The sequence below is a fragment of the uncultured Pluralibacter sp. genome (assembly GCF_913775985.1).
In the GTDB taxonomy this organism is placed as follows: domain Bacteria; phylum Pseudomonadota; class Gammaproteobacteria; order Enterobacterales; family Enterobacteriaceae; genus Pluralibacter.
The window spans coordinates 1-15,732 of the sequence record NZ_CAJYMB010000108.1 but is presented as its reverse complement, the minus strand read 5'-3'; the positions used below and the strand labels follow the sequence as shown (position 1 = coordinate 15,732).

Annotated in this window: 15 protein-coding genes and 3 pseudogenes; 11 read left to right on the top strand and 7 right to left on the bottom strand. The window is 52.0% G+C overall.

Annotated features, from left to right (window positions below):
• From nikC to QZ766_RS13325, 3 genes and pseudogenes are all read right to left on the bottom strand, one after another.
• Positions 1–579, bottom strand: a pseudogene (gene nikC / locus QZ766_RS13335) (nickel ABC transporter permease subunit NikC); the annotation flags it as partial.
• A gap of 1 nt (position 580) precedes the next feature.
• A pseudogene (nikA, locus tag QZ766_RS13330) lies at positions 581–1,783 on the bottom strand (nickel ABC transporter substrate-binding protein); the annotation flags it as partial.
• Between the two features lie 140 nt (positions 1,784–1,923).
• Positions 1,924–2,592: a hypothetical protein gene (locus QZ766_RS13325; protein WP_297202735.1), complete on the bottom strand. Its 669-nt coding sequence runs from the start codon at positions 2,590–2,592 to the stop codon at positions 1,924–1,926.
• Positions 2,593–2,981: 389 nt separating this feature from the next.
• Here QZ766_RS13325 and QZ766_RS13320 point away from each other — a divergent pair, with 389 nt between their 5' ends.
• The 3 genes from QZ766_RS13320 (at position 2,982) to QZ766_RS13310 (ending at position 4,468) form a co-directional block, all read left to right on the top strand.
• The gene (locus tag QZ766_RS13320; protein WP_297202734.1) at positions 2,982–3,308 is read left to right on the top strand and encodes a hypothetical protein; all 327 of its coding nucleotides are present in this window, start codon (positions 2,982–2,984) and stop codon (positions 3,306–3,308) included.
• Positions 3,309–3,713: 405 nt separating this feature from the next.
• Positions 3,714–3,989, top strand: coding sequence for a hypothetical protein (locus QZ766_RS13315; RefSeq protein ID WP_297202732.1), 276 nt, complete (start codon positions 3,714–3,716; stop codon positions 3,987–3,989).
• On the top strand, positions 3,986–4,468 hold the full coding sequence (locus QZ766_RS13310; protein WP_297202730.1) for a hypothetical protein: 483 nt from the start codon (positions 3,986–3,988) through the stop codon (positions 4,466–4,468). The genes QZ766_RS13315 and QZ766_RS13310 overlap by 4 nt, the downstream gene beginning before the upstream one ends.
• Positions 4,469–4,585: 117 nt before the next feature.
• On the opposite strand, the gene QZ766_RS13305 is transcribed toward QZ766_RS13310, so the two are convergent.
• Complete coding sequence (locus QZ766_RS13305) at positions 4,586–4,918, bottom strand: DUF1493 family protein (RefSeq protein ID WP_297202728.1); 333 nt, start codon at positions 4,916–4,918, stop codon at positions 4,586–4,588.
• Entirely contained in the window at positions 4,912–5,370 is a 459-nt protein-coding gene (locus QZ766_RS13300; protein WP_297202726.1) for an STM2901 family protein, read from the bottom strand. Before QZ766_RS13300 ends, QZ766_RS13305 begins: the two co-directional genes overlap by 7 nt.
• Before the next feature lie 117 nt (positions 5,371–5,487).
• On the opposite strand from QZ766_RS13300, the gene QZ766_RS13295 reads away from it, so the two are divergent.
• The 8 genes from QZ766_RS13295 (at position 5,488) to QZ766_RS13260 (ending at position 13,735) form a co-directional block, all read left to right on the top strand.
• Positions 5,488–5,967, top strand: a complete 480-nt coding sequence (locus QZ766_RS13295; RefSeq protein ID WP_297202724.1) for an OsmC family protein — start codon at positions 5,488–5,490, stop codon at positions 5,965–5,967.
• 259 nt (positions 5,968–6,226) lie between these two features.
• The gene (locus QZ766_RS13290) at positions 6,227–7,816 is read left to right on the top strand and encodes a glycoside hydrolase family 20 protein (RefSeq protein WP_297202722.1); all 1,590 of its coding nucleotides are present in this window, start codon (positions 6,227–6,229) and stop codon (positions 7,814–7,816) included.
• A 152-nt stretch (positions 7,817–7,968) separates the two neighbouring features.
• Positions 7,969–9,000, top strand: a complete 1,032-nt coding sequence (locus tag QZ766_RS13285) for an isopenicillin N synthase family oxygenase (RefSeq protein WP_297202721.1) — start codon at positions 7,969–7,971, stop codon at positions 8,998–9,000.
• Positions 9,001–9,010: 10 nt separating this feature from the next.
• Positions 9,011–9,823, top strand: a complete 813-nt coding sequence (locus QZ766_RS13280; RefSeq protein ID WP_297202739.1) for a MetQ/NlpA family ABC transporter substrate-binding protein — start codon at positions 9,011–9,013, stop codon at positions 9,821–9,823.
• On the top strand, positions 9,816–10,607 hold the full coding sequence (locus QZ766_RS13275; RefSeq protein ID WP_297202719.1) for an ATP-binding cassette domain-containing protein: 792 nt from the start codon (positions 9,816–9,818) through the stop codon (positions 10,605–10,607). The genes QZ766_RS13280 and QZ766_RS13275 overlap by 8 nt, the downstream gene beginning before the upstream one ends.
• Positions 10,604–11,263 carry a methionine ABC transporter permease gene (locus QZ766_RS13270; RefSeq protein ID WP_297202737.1) on the top strand — a complete coding sequence of 220 codons (660 nt, stop codon included), beginning with the start codon at positions 10,604–10,606 and terminating at the stop codon, positions 11,261–11,263. The genes QZ766_RS13275 and QZ766_RS13270 overlap by 4 nt, the downstream gene beginning before the upstream one ends.
• 500 nt (positions 11,264–11,763) lie before the next feature.
• On the top strand, positions 11,764–13,167 hold the full coding sequence (locus QZ766_RS13265) for a glucose/sorbosone family PQQ-dependent dehydrogenase (RefSeq protein ID WP_297202717.1): 1,404 nt from the start codon (positions 11,764–11,766) through the stop codon (positions 13,165–13,167).
• Between the two features lie 238 nt (positions 13,168–13,405).
• The gene (locus QZ766_RS13260; RefSeq protein WP_297202715.1) at positions 13,406–13,735 is read left to right on the top strand and encodes a hypothetical protein; all 330 of its coding nucleotides are present in this window, start codon (positions 13,406–13,408) and stop codon (positions 13,733–13,735) included.
• On the opposite strand, the gene QZ766_RS13255 is transcribed toward QZ766_RS13260, so the two are convergent.
• Positions 13,713–14,531 (bottom strand): DUF4225 domain-containing protein, encoded by an 819-nt coding sequence (locus QZ766_RS13255; protein ID WP_297202713.1) that lies wholly within the window; start codon positions 14,529–14,531, stop codon positions 13,713–13,715. The genes QZ766_RS13260 and QZ766_RS13255 overlap by 23 nt on opposite strands.
• 241 nt (positions 14,532–14,772) lie before the next feature.
• Positions 14,773–15,645: pseudogene (locus tag QZ766_RS13250) on the bottom strand (DMT family transporter).
• Positions 15,646–15,732 lie beyond the last annotated feature (87 nt).

Sequence of the window (15,732 nt, the reverse complement as noted above, 5' to 3'; positions counted from 1 at the left end):
CGCGTCGTTGATCATCACGCCCCATTCGGCCGCCGGCGCGGTCACGCCCAGCCCGAGGAACGACATGCCGGCGACGTGCAGCATCATGTGACCAATGTCCAGCGTCGCCAGCACCAGCAGCGGGGGGATCGCCGCCCCGGCCAGATGATCAATAAACACCCGAACATGACCGGCACCGGAAAGGCGGGCGGCCAGCACGAACTCGCGCTGGCGCAGGGAGATCACCAGGCTTCTCACCATCCGCGCATACCACGCCCAGTGCGACAGGGCGATGGCGATAATGACATTGGTGAGCCCGGTTCCCAGCACGCCAACCATAAAGAACGAGAGGATCGATGTCGGAAAGGTCATAAACAGATCGGCGATGCGCATGGTGACCTGATCGACACGGCCGCCGATAAGGCCTGCGCTGCCGCCGACCATAAGACCCAGCGCCAGTACCAGCAGCAGGCAGGCAAAAACCGAGCCGAGCGACACGCGGGTTGCGGCCAGCAGGCGGGAAAATATATCGCGGCCCAGATGATCGGTTCCCAGCCAGTGCTGGCTGTCAGGCGCCAGCAGGCGCGACGGTAAATCAATCTTCTTCCTCGCCCACGAGCGCCACATCCACGCCGGCCTGGCGCATATCCGCCTGGATAATTTCCGCCATCGATTTACTTAGCGCGTCGGTGCCAACGAACGACAGCTCAATGCGAAGGGGCTGGCCGTTTTTCTCACGGATACTTTTCCCGGCAGGCAGCGTCCAGCCTGCCTTTTTCAGCAGTGCTTTCGCCTGTTGAGGATCGTACTGGCGCGGTTTCAGGCCAATGTTGGCATAGGGAACGGTAGGGGAGAACAGCGTATCTGCCACCTGCTGCGTGCCGTACAGGGCATTGTCGATCAGCGATTTTTTGTTTACCGCGTAGTTGAGCGCTTCACGCACCGCCAGCTCGCGGGTCGGCCCTTTGGCGGAGTTAAGCGCCAGCATCACCGTTTCTATCGGCTGAGAAAGCTGGGTACGGTATTGCGGATTCTGGCTGAAGCGCGCGAAAGTATCGAGCGGCAGCAGCCCTTCATTACCGTACAGCAGGTTAATATCACCGGTTTCAAAAGCGACTGCGCGTGTGGTGGGATCCGGGATGACTTTGATTGTCACTTTCTGAATTTGCGGTTTTTCGCCCCAATAATGCTCGTTACGCACCAGCACATCGTACTGGTTGAGTTTTGATTCTTTAAGTATCCACGGACCGGTTCCAATCGGCGTAGTAATACCGTGCATTGTCTCATTGTCTTTAAACTGCGACGGGGCAATAAAGCGGAAAGGGCGTGGTAACGCCAGCTCCTGCAAAAAAGGGTAATAGGCACTTTTGAGAGCGATCTGCAGCTTAAATTTGTCGAGCGCCTTAACGTCAACAATCTGATTAACCAGCTCCAGCCACGCGTGGCGCTGGTGGTTATCCAGCACCGCGCGAAAATTTTCTGCCGCCGCTCGGGCATCAAACGCTTCACCGTTTGAAAACGTGACATCGTCACGCAGAGTAAAGGTCCAGACTTTGCCGTCCGGCGAGTGGCTCCAGCTTTTTGCCAGCCAGGGTTTCACCGAGCCGTCAGCCTGATATTTCACCAGCGGCTCATAAACCATGCTCTGGGCGAACATCTGGTTAGGCGTATAAAGATGCGGATTGAGTGGACCGACGTTAACAGGCCATGCGGTGGTTATTTCATTCAGGGGGCTGGCCTTTGCATTAAAAGTGGCGAGACAACACAGCAACAACAATGAGCGGCTAAGTCTGGACAAGACGATGACCTTATAGATGAGAGCTACGACAAAATGAGTATGACGATTTTATAAATTCATCATATTTAGCCGTTGAGGGAGATCAAATAGCGTTACGATCTGATGGCCAAAGCAAGAATAAGTAAATTCTATTGCGCGCTGCGGGGTTATTGAGGGGAGGGTGGTGGCGCACTAACGCTAATCACGCGCGCCTGACATGGCCTGGCGGTCGTTGTTCTGGATTCGAGCTTACGCGAGGCGTGAGCATCTCTTGTCAGATCGATAAGTCTGCGCCAGGTGCGATTGTGCAGAGTGAACAGCAGCATCCGGTAAAAAGCCGTCGAAAGAATGCAGCTTATGCTTAGAAGAATCATAACGACACCAATGAGCGCAGCGGTAACGTTGACGCCGGGAAGTCCGGTTCCGCTTAGCGCAGCTAGCAAGTAGGCGATTGTGAGTACGACGCTAATCATCACAAGCGAAAGATGTAAACGCACCGCGCCCATATAGCCTTTACCCATCATAAACATCGTTACGCCGTTAGTACCGGCAAAGATTAGGGCAACCAAAACAACCCACGTGAACACGGCATCCGCTGGCTGGCCGAGAAATGCGAGTACGCCGTAACCCAGCCACAGCTGCGGTATCGCGAAACTTATGATTATGCCAAGGATACTAATGGCCGCTGGAATGCCCATAGTATGCAGCCCTACGGGCTTACCCATCTGCTGGGCGAGCTGGGTTTTAAGTTGTTGCAGCTGGGCTGAGTTGGCTTTTGTTATGTTGCCGGCGACTTCATTACAGTGGTGCAGGCGACGAGATAATTGGTTAAACATCTGCATGCCCGTAGTTTAGTTTGGTGAAGACGATTGCACTAAGCCTAACACGTGGCAGTTGATGAAACAGGGTAAACCATGAGTGTAGGGATGGGTTATATGATATGGGTGATGCGTCATAAACGGCATTTAACATAATATACATTATGCGCACTTATGTTGTAGTGGCTCAATGCTAATGTTTGTTTGTGGCTCATGGGCTCATGCTTTAGGAATGTCCAGGCTTTAGTTTTCAATTCTGTATGTCTGGTCAACGGCTCACTTTTCCTGATGAGGAGTTTTTCTATGCCTATTCATAACGCCGGGATGTTCACCGTGAAAGAAATCAACCCCTAAAAATCCTTCAGGATGTCATCGTACGTAACCTGCGTCTTGGCCAGGCGCCCGAGATGCTCGGTACCGCGCCACGTCATTACAGTCGTCTGCTGAAGCGTTATCGCCAGTCCGGCCCGCTTGGTATGAACAACCAGAGTCGCGGCCGCACTGGCAACCGTCTGTTACCCGCATCACTGACAGACCTGGCACTGAGTATAATACGAGAACGCTACCGCGATTTTGGCCCCACGCTGGCCCGGGAAAAACTGGAGGAAGTCAACGGTCTGGTACTGGGCAAGGAAACCATCAGACGCCTGATGATAAAAGCCGGACTCTGGATCCCCCGCAGACAACGCCCGCCCAAAAATTCATCAGCCTCAGTCCACCTTTACCTATTTTGAAGATTGCTTGGTTCATTGACCAGCAAAAAGCTGGTGGGTACTTCACTGCCAGAAGTTTCGGTACAAGATGAACTTGACGTAAATTAGAAAAAAACAGACCCCACGGCACAGCGGCGATGTATGCACTGTGATGCAGCCATTGGAGTCACGTCCTGAGAAAATTTTGGGTAAAGGAAAAAAATTTCAATTATATTATATACAAAGAAACGATCCTTAAGGAAGCTGCTGGAGTTCGTGACTTTGACGGATTGTTTTTCGATGATATGGTTTCGTGGTACGGAACCGGTTTGGGAATGGCTCTGATATTCTTCCGGTTTGTTATTGTGTGATATGGGCTGCTTTATTAGTGGCAGAGAAGAAATTCATTTTATTGGTAAGCAATTCATTTTATATAAGGAAAGCGTAATGAAACTAAACCCTGAAAAATACAACAGAAATATCATCTTGTTATGCTCTGTCTGTGGTAATACGGAAATGGAATACTCTGATAACTCTGAAATTGTAAAGTGCCTAGGGTGCGGAAAGGAATTGACTAAAGACGAATTAATTCAAGAAAATGGTGCTGCAATCGAAGCACATGTGGATGAAATAAAACAAGAATTAACTAAAGATATACAAAAGCAGTTTGACGACATGTTTAAAAATGCATTTAAAGGGAATAAAAATATAAGGATCAAATGATGACAACAAGCGATATCATTGCATCACTAGCCCTTCTTGTAACAATCGCCTGCCAAGTGCGATCTGAGCTAAAGTCAAAAAAAAGTGATTTTGAACAGCGGGTTATGAAGGATGAACAGGATAGACTACGTAAGCTGCTTCTTCAGAAAGAAACAAATTCGGCAATAAATGAAATGAAGGCTGAGCTTGGTGCCCGTCTTGTTAAGGTATCAAAAAATAACTATAAGCTTAAGATATTTAATAGAGGGAAAATTGAGGCCAGAAGCATAGAAATTCAATTTCCAGACAATGATGGTGATGAATATCTTGTCATGCGTGATATAGCAGATAAATTCCCATATGAAGTATTGCACCCGCAACATGGAATCGAAATCATTGCCTACATGAGTTTTAAAAGTAAAAGTAAATACAGATTAAAACTCATCTGGGATGACAATTATAAGAGAAGAAACGAAGAGGAGTTCTTCGTCTCAATATAAATTGGTTCGCACAGAGAGTTACCCTGTGTTTTGTATAAGGATTCAATACCCATATCAAAACCGGTAACTCTCAACTTTTCAAGAATGTGTGTCAGATTAAACGTTCTCTGACAAAGCTCAATCATACAGCCAGCGGCTAGCTCTGGCAGATTCAATGAGCATACCAATAGTAAAATCTGGCACCTTAGGAATATTGCTTTTACGAAACGGATTGAGCAGATCCTTGAGCGGTGGGTCTGGCGGATAATATGTCGATATGGAAAAATTTCCTCTATCTACATTAAACTTCGTGAAAAAATCATCCATCAGCGCCAGTGCTTCATCATCTTCCAGCCGTAAATCTGAATCCAAATCCGTTGTCGGTGTCAGTTCCTTTTTCTTAAAAAGGTAAATGCCATCATGACTTTTAACCAGTTCATAAATTCTCTGTTCAAGAGTATCACTTACCATATTTTGTCACTCCCCCTGGCAATACGGTTGTAATCTCTTACTGTACAATATGCAATCTGCGAAACGTCAGAAGCCAGAATAATCCATCCGACTACAGGTATAGCACGACCGGTAAACGCGCTAATTTTTGCAACCATTTTTATTTTCAATGTCGATGGTGGATATCCCCCTATCACCGATGGTAAACGAACTCCCCAAGGAAATTTAGCAGTACCGAAGATTTTACGAGAGCCACGGGATGCTAATGAAGTGCCCTCAATGGCATCACGTGGTTTTGTTCGCGTAGGCAAAATATTCAAGCCAGCAACAATTGATACTATCGACCCAAAATCCTGCACACCCAGCTGATTAGCAGTGTTTTCGCAGAAAATCATAAACAGTAACTGACTGGAACTCAGGTTTGAACGACCTGCATAAAAATACGTGTTATTGAGTTCCTCGACTGTATCCATACTGTATCTCCCAATTAAAACAGCTTTTGCCCTTTCGAGCACCTAATCCCGAGTATAGCTATTTTACCCGCAGCGTGTAATCCTTTGCTATCTCTTAAGCTCTACAGGAGTGCTGTAATGACCCAACGCGAGCATCATTACCAAGTAAGTGTAACGTGGACGGGAAACAGAGGAAGCGGTACTGAATCCTATAAAGCCTACGACAGAGATTTTGAGATTTTAGCGGGAAGTAAGCCTGTCATTTCCGGCTCATCAGACCCCGCATTTCGCGGAGATGCCCAACGCTGGAACCCGGAGGATCTCCTTATTGCTTCGGTCTCTGCCTGCCATAAATTGTGGTATCTCCATCTCTGCGCTGAAGCAGGGATTAATGTTTTTACATACTCGGATCGTGCTGAAGGGACCATGCGCGAAGGCAAACATGGCGGCTTTACCCGTATTGTTCTAAATCCGACAATCACTATCCGGCCTGGAGATGATATCGGTCTTGCAATCGAGCTTCATCACCGTGCGCACGAGTATTGTTTTATTGCTAATTCCGTTAATTTTGAGATCGCCTGTCATCCGGTTATTACCCATGACGTTAAGGTCAAATAAATAATTAATAAAAAACACGCAGTTATAACTGCCCGGAGAAAAAGGACATCTTCAGGCAGATTCAATGCCTAACTATTATCCTGATTATTTTTGCGGTTAATTGTTTTACTCTGCGCTTCACAATAGTTTGTCGCCTTGCCTACCTTACCCAGATCAAAAAGTTATTATCCAAACCCCACCATTTATCTATTATAACACTTATTAATTACTACAAATTAAGTCATCTTATTAAGTGATTTTATCACCGGAGAATATGCCCATGAAGTTAATGCGTTATAGCCCCGCAGCCCTGGCGCTGAGCCTGTGTCTCTCTGCGCCGGTTCTGGCCGGCGAAATAACCTGTAGCGATACTGAACTGCCGGACGGTTTTAACGGTGCCAACGCCCCGCCGCTGATCGTACCGACGGTGGGAACGTGGCGCGGCGGAGACGGCAGCACGCAGCTGACGGCGGGCAGCCATATTCGCATTGACGATATGAATAATGCGGCGCTGCTGCACCAGGCGCAGCTGTTCCAGGCACAGCTGCAGCATATTTCTGGCCTGAAGCTTGATATTGCCGGCAGCGACGGACAGGCGGCAAAACCTGGCGATATTTTGCTGAGTCTTTCATCCTGCAGCGGTACCACGGCGGCAGCGACCGACGAGGGCTATACGCTGGCTATCGGTCAGGGAATTACCCTGCGTGCCAGCCGTGCCAGCGGTCTTTTTTATGCAACCCAGTCGCTGCTGCAGATAGCCACGCTGCAGCAGAATCACGCTACCCTGCCCCGCGGCTATATTGCCGACACGCCGCGCTACCGCGAGCGCAGCATCATGTTTGATGTCGGGCGCAAATTTGCCAGCGTCGACTTTCTGACGGCCTACATTAAATTTATGGGCTGGTACAAACTCAATACTCTGCACCTGCACCTTAACGATCAGGCGCTGGATGCCAATAAACAGTGGGGCCTGCGCGCGTTCAGGCTGAAATCCGATAACCCCGCGTTTGCCGGATTAATCCCTGCCGACAATCAGTACTACACCCGTCAGGACTGGGACAAGCTTGAACAAGTCGCCGCCGATTACGGCGTGCGCATCGTGCCGGAGATCGACTCTCCGGGCCACTCGGGCGCGTTTTTGCTCGCAAATCCGGACATCGCCTATACCGGCGATAATCCGCCGGGCGGCACTATCGATCCGACCCGACCGGAAACCCTGGCCTACATCAAGACGGTTTTTGACGAATTCCTCCCCTGGTTCCGCTCGCCGGTGGTGCACCTCGGCGGTGATGAGGTCAACGTTAACAACGGCAGCATTCCGGTCAGCAAGCAGGTATCGTTTCTGAACGATCTCGCACACTACGTTCAGTCAAAAGGCAAAACCGTGCAGATGTGGGGCGATCAGAGCTATCTCCCGACGCTGGATAAGAATGTCTGGATCCAGCGCTGGATTAACTGGGGCTCGGAAGCGTCTATCAACTGGCAGCAGAAAGGCTATCGCTGGACGGAATCCTATGGCGACTGGTATATCGTGCCGATGACCACCCTCGCCTACTTCAATCCCAACGGCCTGACCGGCGAGCGGGTCTACAACAAGTGGCCGGCGAATGCCGTTAATCCACCAATAGGCGCGCAAATCGCGGTGTGGAATGATAATGCGCTGACCAAAAAATACACCTGGGACCAGGACGTGAACCGCCTGCTGAGCGACGCTATTCCTGCCGCCGGGCAGATTTTCTGGCGTGGCAAAGCGCAGGACGCGCAGGGACAAACTCTCGATTATTCAAGCCTGCGTCCGAGCGTCGGCAAACTGCAGTACGGCCCGGACGTCACCCGATTCTCCGCCGCGCCGCTTGCCGGTAGCAAATAACTACCCGCCGCGCCCGGCCTCACCGGGCGCGCTTATCCATAATTCGCAAAAGCTCCGAACCCCGCCCGGTCATAAATTAGAAAAGAACAGTATTGGTGGCGACTTTCTGCTTCAGGCAATCTGCCGTTAGCTATCTGACGGAGAAGAAGAAGATGACCGATACGTTGCCCATTCTGGATCTCGCCCGCTACCGGGACGCGGCACAGAAATCGCGCTTTCTTACGGATCTGCGCCGCGCGGCGCGCGATATCGGTTTCTTCTATCTGGTGAATCACGGCGTGGACGACACGCAGCAGCATGGGTTACAGCAGCTGGCGCGGGCTTTTTTTGCCCTCGATGAGGCGCAAAAGCAGCAGGTGGCGATGATCCACTCCCCCCATTTTCGCGGTTACAACCGCGCGGCGGCAGAGCTGACACGCGGCCAGCCCGACTGGCGCGAGCAGTTTGACATTGGCGCCGAGCGCCCGGCGCTGGCGCTGGCTGACGACTCCCCACGCTGGCAGCGCCTGCAGGGGCCGAATCAGTGGCCCGCCGCGCTACCGGAACTTAAGACGCGGCTGCTCGCCTGGCAGCAGGCAATGACCGGAGTGAGCATCACCCTGCTTCAGGCCTTTGCCGAAGCGCTACAGCTGCCCGCCAGCGCCTTCGACCGGCTGTACGCCGACAGCCCCAATCAGCACATCAAGCTTATCCGCTATCCCGGCCAGGCGGAAACCGGAAGCGCCCAAGGCGTCGGCGCCCACAAAGATTCCGGCTTTCTCAGTTTTCTGCTGCAGGATCAGCAGCGCGGCCTGCAGGTCGAGGCCGCGCCCGACCGCTGGATCGATGCAGCGCCGCTGGCGGGCAGCTTCGTGGTGAACATCGGCGAGCTGCTGGAGCTGGCCACTAACGGCTATCTGCGGGCCACCGTACACCGCGTAGTCTCGCCGCCGGCGGATGCAGAACGCCTCTCCATCGCCTTTTTCCTCGGCGCGCAGCTCGATGCTACCGTACCCGTGTTTACACTACCTGCCGGGCTTGCCCGCGAAGCCCGGGGGCCCGACAGCGATCCGCACAACCCGCTGCTGCGGGAGGTGGGCTGGAACTACCTGAAAGGACGACTGCGCTCGCATCCGGACGTGGCCGCCCGCTATTACCCCGATTTGCTGCGCGATCCTGCTGCTGCCTTCTCTTCACAACATTAAGGCCATAATGATGATCAATAAAAAGCTGTTTGCGCTGGCAGGCGTTACCCTGTCACTTTCTCTGTCGGCAATATCGGCCCAGGTGGAGCCGCTGCGGGTGGCGGCAGACCCGGTTCCCCACGCCGAGATCCTCAACGACATTAAGAAAATCGATCCGAAGCTCGATCTGAAAGTTATTGAGTTGACCAGCGGGGTTAACGCCAATGAACTGCTGGCCCACGGCGACGTGGATGCCAACTACTTCCAGCATCTGCCCTATTTGAAAGACCAGGAAAAAGCGCTGGGGAAAACCTTCGTGGTGGCCGCCGAGGTGCATATTGAGCCGCTGGGGATTTACTCCCGCAAAATTAAAGCCCTCCCGGACCTGCCGGAAAACGCCAGCGTTGCCGTGCCTAACAACAGCAGCAACCTCAGCCGGGCGCTGTTTCTGCTGCAAAAGCAGGGGCTGATTACGCTTAACGCCCACTTTACGGATCCCTCCACCACCCTTGCAACGCCGAAAGATATTGTGGCTAATCCAAAGCATCTTAAAATTCTGGAAATCGAGGCCGCCCAGCTGCCGCGCTCGCTGGACGATGCCGACCTGGTGGTGATAAACGGTAATTATGCCCTTGAAGCAGGCCTGGTACCGTCTAAAGATGCCCTGGGCCTGGAGAGCGCTGACCATAACCCTTACGCTAACCTGCTGGTGACCACACCGGAACTGGCCCACGACCCGCGGATTGTGGCGCTGGCAAAGGATCTCACCTCGCCGCAGGTCAGGGATTTTATCCAGAAGACCTATCACGGGTCGGTGATCCCGGTGCAGGCCGGCCATGATTGAGATTAGCGGCCTCAGTAAAACCTATCCCGGTGCGGATCGCCCGGCGCTGCACAATGTTTCATTAAGTATTCCGCAGGGCGCCATTTACGGCATCCTCGGGCGCAGCGGCGCGGGTAAAAGTACCCTGATACGCTGCCTTAACTTGCTGGAGCGGCCAGACGCCGGACAAATCAGGGTTAACGGCCACGACATTACGCAAATGGATAAAAATACGCTGCGGGCGCACCGCCTGCGTACCGGAATGATTTTTCAGCACTTCAATTTGCTCCATGCCCGCACCGTGGCGGAAAACATTGCGGTACCGCTGAAGATTGCCGGCGTGGATAAGGCCGAACGTCGGGCGCGCGTGGCGGAGCTGCTGGATCTGGTTGGGCTGCAGGAAAAAGTTAATGCTTACCCCTCGCAGCTCTCCGGCGGCCAGAAACAGCGCGTCGGCATCGCCCGCGCGCTGGCGGCCAGGCCCGACGTGCTGCTGTGCGATGAGGCGACCAGTGCGCTGGACGCTGAGACCACCGCCGCAATCCTCGCCCTGCTGGCGGAGATAAACCGCACGCTGAAGCTGACAATTGTGATGATCACCCATCAGATTGACGTGGTTAAAGCCCTTTGCGATCGCGCGGCGCTGCTGGAAAACGGCGAGCTGGTCGAGAGCGGCCGCATCGCCGATTTGCTGACGGCACCCTGGTCCAGGCTGGCGAAATCTTTGCTACACGACGATCGGGCGGAACAGGAATTTCTCGCGCGCAATGGATTTAACGGGAGGCCGCGATGGGCAGTAGCATGAGCTGGGAGGACCTGTGGCCGCTGCTGCTGAACGGCACGCTGGAAACGGTCTATATGGTGGCGCTGTCGGCGCTGTTTACGGTACTGATTGGCCTGCCCACCGGCGTGCTGCTGTTTATCTCGCGCCCCGGTGGGCTGGCGCCGCTGCCGAAATTCAACGCGGTGCTTGGAACGGTGATTAATATTGGCCGCTCGCTGCCGTTCATCGTGCTGCTGATTGCGGTTATCCCCCTGACGCGGGCTATCGTCGGTACCACGCTCGGCAGCACTGCGGCGATTGTCCCCATCGCCATTGGCGCATTCCCTTTCTTCGCCCGCCTGACGGAAAACGCCCTCGGCGAGGTTGATTACGGTAAAACGGAAGCGGTTCTGGCGATGGGCGGCGGCCTGCGGGACGTCATTGGTAAATCCCTGCTATCCGAAGCCCTGCCGTCGCTGCTGGCCGGTACCGCGCTCACCATTGTGATGCTGATTGGCTTCTCTTCCATGGCGGGCGTGATTGGCGGCGGCGGACTCGGCGATCTGGCGATTCGCTACGGCTACCAGCGCTTCAATAATGAGGTGATGTTTGGCACGGTGGTGATTTTGATTGCACTGGTGCAGAGCGTGCAGATGACCGGTGACTGGCTGGTACGGCGCCTGGCGCACCGCCGCTAAAGCGCGGCATTACCCCATCGGCCCATAACAAAATGGGCCGCAATTACCCTTTCGTAAAACAGCAACGGCTAACCGGATCCCAATAATGTCGGCCTGCTCCTCAATTATCCCTCGCGCGCCGGCATTCAATTGTCCGTGAAGAAGTATCCTGGTCAGTTACTTCATTCGAGTTACCCATCATGTCTTAGTGAGATAAGTAAATTCTTAGCATCCTGGCCAGCATTAACGATTATTTCTGATAGCAGGCAAACATTTACCAATAGTAAATATTCCCCCGCGTAGTTATAACTTCCCGGCAGGACAGGCATTTTTGTTTACAGGTAGGCAAAAACACAACAACTCAATCAATGCCATGATTTATAACAAGTTTATATTAGATAGTTAGTTCGCGAAATATTCTAACAGAAGACCAAAAAAACAAATGTGATGTATACTCAAAACCGTAGTATTTACACTTAAGTAATTCGCCTGATAAATGTCTTAGCATGGAGTGATTTGAGATGAATAAATTGTCATTAATTGGACAGGCTGTTGCCTTGTCCATTGCGGCCTGCGGCGTATCCTTTGCTGCAAATAATGCTGCACACAGCACTGTTCAAATCGAACAGCCTTTTAAAGCTCACGTACTGATTTCCGGCCTGGATGCGCCGTGGGATATGGTTTGGGCACCGGATGGGCACCTTTGGGTAACCGAACGTAAAGCCGCCTCTATTCTGCGCATCGATCCGAAAACCGGTAAAAAAGACGTGCTGATCAAGCTGGACGGCGTTCACGTTGGCCCGCAGCACGAAGGCGTACTCGGCCTGGCGCTGGCCCCGGACTTTATGAAGGACGGCAGCAAAAACTACGTTTACGCCTCTTATACCTATATGGATGGCGATAACGAGCACGGCAAAATCGTGCGTATGGAATACGATCCGAAAACCAACAAGCTGACTAACCCGCAGGATGTACTGGTGGGCTTCCCGGCAGGTAACGACCACAACGGTGGCCGACTGCGTTTCGGGCCTGACGGCAAGCTCTACTACACCATTGGCGAACAGGGTCACAACCAGGGCGCCAACTTCTGCAAGCCGATCGACGCCCAGCGCCTGCCAACTGCCGCAGAACTGGAGAAAAAAGACTACTCCGCCTATGCCGGTAAAGTACTGCGTCTGAACACCGACGGCTCCATCCCTGACGACAACCCGGTTATCGACGGCATTAAGAGCCACCTGTTCACCTACGGTCACCGCAACCCGCAGGGCCTGGTTTTTGTCGGCGACACCCTTTATTCCTCCGAGCAGGGTCCGTCTACTGATGATGAGCTGAACATTCTGGAAGCCGGCGGCAACTACGGCTGGCCGCACGTTGCAGGCTTCCGCGACGATCAGGCTTATGTCTATGCTAATTACTCCAAAGCCAAAGATTGCGCATCGCTGAAATGGGATCCGAACCACATCCCGGCTGGCGTACCGATTCAGAAAGAAACCGACTGGAACGCGCCTAACTTTAAGCCGCCGGTCAAAACCTTCTTTACTGTACGTGACGGCTATACCTTCAACGACGCCAGCTGCGGCGACTCTTTCTACATGTGCTGGCCGACCATTGCCCCGTCAAGCGTGACCTATTATCCGAAAGACGGCGTGGTTAAATCCTGGCGTAACTCCCTACTGATCACCTCGATGAAAAACGGTGCCATCTACCGGGTGCTGCTGAACGACGATGATAAAAATGTTCAGGGCGACGTTTCGAAAGAGCTGCACACTGCTAACCGTTACCGCATGGCGGTTGTCAGCCCGGACACCCGTAAAATCTTCGTGGCAACCGATAACTTCAATGGCGTAATGGACGACAGCAATAAGCCGACTCACGAGCTGAGCAACCCGGGTTCTATTATCGTATTTGAATATACCGGTAAATAAGACCCGTTACGCGAGACGTTAATTAGCGTTCCGCAGTGATAAGGTTATGTACAAGGGGGATTACGGTCCCCCTTTTCTTTTGTCGCTGTACAGCGGGAATTTTTTGCCAAAAAATGTATATGATGCTGTTTTAAAAGGGAAGTAAGCAGTATCGAAATTGTTATTTTAAGTGGCGATTTATCGCCTGAACTCGGGTAAACTCACGTGTAATGCACTGGTGAATTTTGAGGGAAAAGCTATGAAAGTGAGCGAAGAAACATTACTGGCATCCGGTTTCAGTCATACAGATCTCCAGAAAATTAAAAGTAATGTGGAAAATTTTGGTGGAACATTTGATGAGGTGATTCAGGATTTAGCGAAGCGATTTAATGTAGCTAAGTGGATAACGATTGTTGCTTTCATAATACTGTTTTTTACATCAGTTTTGTCAACGAAAAACAATACACTCTCACTGGCATTTTCATTGGTTGTTGGATTGCCATTAGTTTGGTATTTGACACCCGCCAAACTCGCATTCAAAGCCTGGCGGTATAAACGATATGCTTCTAAGACTGAGGACGCTCGGTAATTGTCATGAGATCAAAAATGACTTTAGCCTTCACACCATACCCAACAATTTTCATGGTTAATTTTGGCCGACTTAACATACTGACCTTTCTATAATAATCGACAGGCATATAGCGAAATAGCCTCCAGGTACCAGGCTTTCTTATCAATCCAAAAATGCTATAGGCATTCGCCATAAGTGAGATGGATTTATACACACCTAATCCACGTTGAGAACTAAACCCCATAAATTCAGCCACAGACATAGCGGCATTGGCAGCAAACCCTTCAGATGTGGAGTCATCAAGTACCCGGTGACTAAATTCCTTGCTAAGGCCATTAAATCCATCCACAACGAGTATTGCTCCAGCTAGCACACCTAATGGATTAGCACTGGCAAGTAGCGTAGCTCCTAAAGCTATTTCTGCTCCCGAAAGCACAACATTTACAGCAGAAATAACATACCCAACAATATTGTTGTTCTCTCGAACAAACTTCACCCTGGCATAAAGTTTTGCTGTCTTCATACGCAGCATCTGGTTCTGCTCTTCGAGATTCCTGGTCTCAACTCTCAGATTCTTTATGCATGCTATGCACTCCTGGTCTGATTTCGCCCGTCGGGCCAAAGCAAACTGCTGCTCTACAAACCCTTTAATTTCCTGAACAAAATGCATTCGGGTCAAACCATCATTCAGATGGAAAGCTGCAAGAGTATTCGCTGTATTAATTAGTTTCCGGGCTTCAAAATTAACCATTGTCTCCGCCCAGTACTTATTCCCTCTACCTGAGCGCATCATTTCGAGCAACATCGCATCCATTTATTCCCTCCCTGTGCAGTATGTTGCCAATAATACCTCTTTCTCGTTGACTGTAAATCATTATATAGCTCAGGAAAGAGCAGGCAGGAGAAATAAAGATTCCCTGTTTAGCGCAGTTATATATATTAGTAAATATATCCAGTTACGCGAAATATTAATTCAGATACACGGTAACAGGCGACTCAGAGGGTAAAATCGCTCCCCTGTTCTCCCCCATCCATCACCACGATTTTAAAAAACGTCAGGCAAAACGCTTTGCACCGGCAACGCAGATAATAACGCCGCCCGCGGTCATCCACATTATCGGGCTGACCCGCTCGTTAAGCAGCAGCGCCGACAGCATCAGCCCCAGAATCGGCTGTAAAAGCTGAAGCTGGCCGACAGCGGCAATTCCACCCGCCGCCAGGCCCCTGTATCAAAAAACGAACCCCGCCAGCATGCTGAACAGCGAAACGTAACCCAGCGCGGCCCACCCCCGAATGTGAATGCCGCTGAGCGATGGCGGAAAGGTGTATAGCGCGGCGATCGCCATTAGCGGCAGCGAGAGGCACAGCGACCAGCAGATGGTTTGCCAGCCGCCCAGCGCGCGGGAAAGCCGTGCTCCTTCGGCATAGCCTAGTCCGCAGACGGCTACCGCGGCCAGCATTAACAGATCGCCTTCGGCCGACAGCGAAGCAGGCTGCCTGAGGGCGAAACCGGCGACCAGCGCGCTTCCCGTCAGTGAAAACACCCAGAAGCCCGCATGAGGGCGCTCGCCGCCGCGAATAACGGCGAAAAGCGCCGTAGACAGCGGCAGCAGCCCGAGAAAGACAATTGAATGGGCGGCGGTAATATGCTGTAGCGCCAGCGCCGTCAGCAGCGGAAAGCCGATGACGACGCCACCGGCAGAGATAGTCAGTCCGGCAAGATAGCGGCGCGCGGGTAGCCGCTCCCGGCACGCGAGCAGAAGCAGCAGCGCAAAGATACCGGCAATTGAGGCCCGGCTGAAGGTCAAAAAGCCGGGGGCAAAATCCTGCAGCGCAACCCGCGTTGCCGGCAGCGATCCGCTGAAGATCGCCACCCCAATAAAACCATTGATCCATCCTGCGGCTCTCGCCGCTGCCCTCTGTTCCACTTATCACCTCACTTCTACCGCTGCGACATTGACAAGCCGCAGGATAGTGAGCAGCATGCATAACAATCAATTAATTGTCATGGATAC